Here is a 753-nt window from a genome sequence, read left to right as displayed (position 1 = left end):
TTGTTGCGCCGCTTTTTCTCCAAGCATATACCCTATAATATGAGATTCTACTGCCAATTTGATTCGAGGTGTCCGTAAATGTTGTTGCATTAGTTTCGCCAACAAAAGTCCAAGTCGAATTATTAGCGGAACGATAGATTCTATACGCATCAGCACCCGCCGTTACCGTTTTTATGGTAATCACATATTTGGAAACAACAGATGTGTTAACTATTGGTTCTCCAGTGTCTTCATCAATTTCACCAGTCGAGATATCCACATTTTCGTTAATTTGTTTAACTGAAATCGCAGGTGTATTGAGCTTTGTTTTAGCAGACGAAACCGCAGAATAGCCAGACAGGCTAGTAGATGGAACTTTAACCTTAACTTTCTTTCCGCGAACTTTTCTAGTGACAGTCTTCGTAGTAGTTTTATAGGTCCTCACCTTATAAAAATAATCCTTATTGAAGCCAAGCCCCGTGTTTGTGAAAACATTTGAGGCTTGCGTCTTAACCAATGTGTATGTACCGTTTTTACTCATCGAACGATAAAATTTATAGCCCGTGACACCAGATTTTTTCCCAGCGGTCACTTTGATACTATTATAATTAACAAAAGCAGAAGACGAAGTTGTCTTTGGCGGAGCAGCATAAGCCTTTGGCGAAATAGCAAATGCTAACAAAGCTATAACAATAAAACTTAGTACCTTTTTCATATGTATCACCCCTTCGTGTCAAGCGCATTAGCCTTGAACAATGCACTTACATATTATAC

1 protein-coding gene is annotated in these 753 nt (G+C 38.6%); it reads right to left on the bottom strand.

Translation table 11 applies throughout. The features are described 5' to 3' along the window. On the bottom strand, positions 1 to 694 hold a 694-nt coding region (locus ACYVTD_RS14800; protein ID WP_461248481.1), incomplete at its 3' end, for a hypothetical protein. Positions 695 to 753 lie beyond the last annotated feature (59 nt).

Source organism: Treponema sp. R6D11 (genome assembly GCF_054786075.1).
The sequence above is the reverse complement of the archived record's forward strand: the minus strand, read 5'-3'. Positions and strand labels throughout refer to the sequence as shown.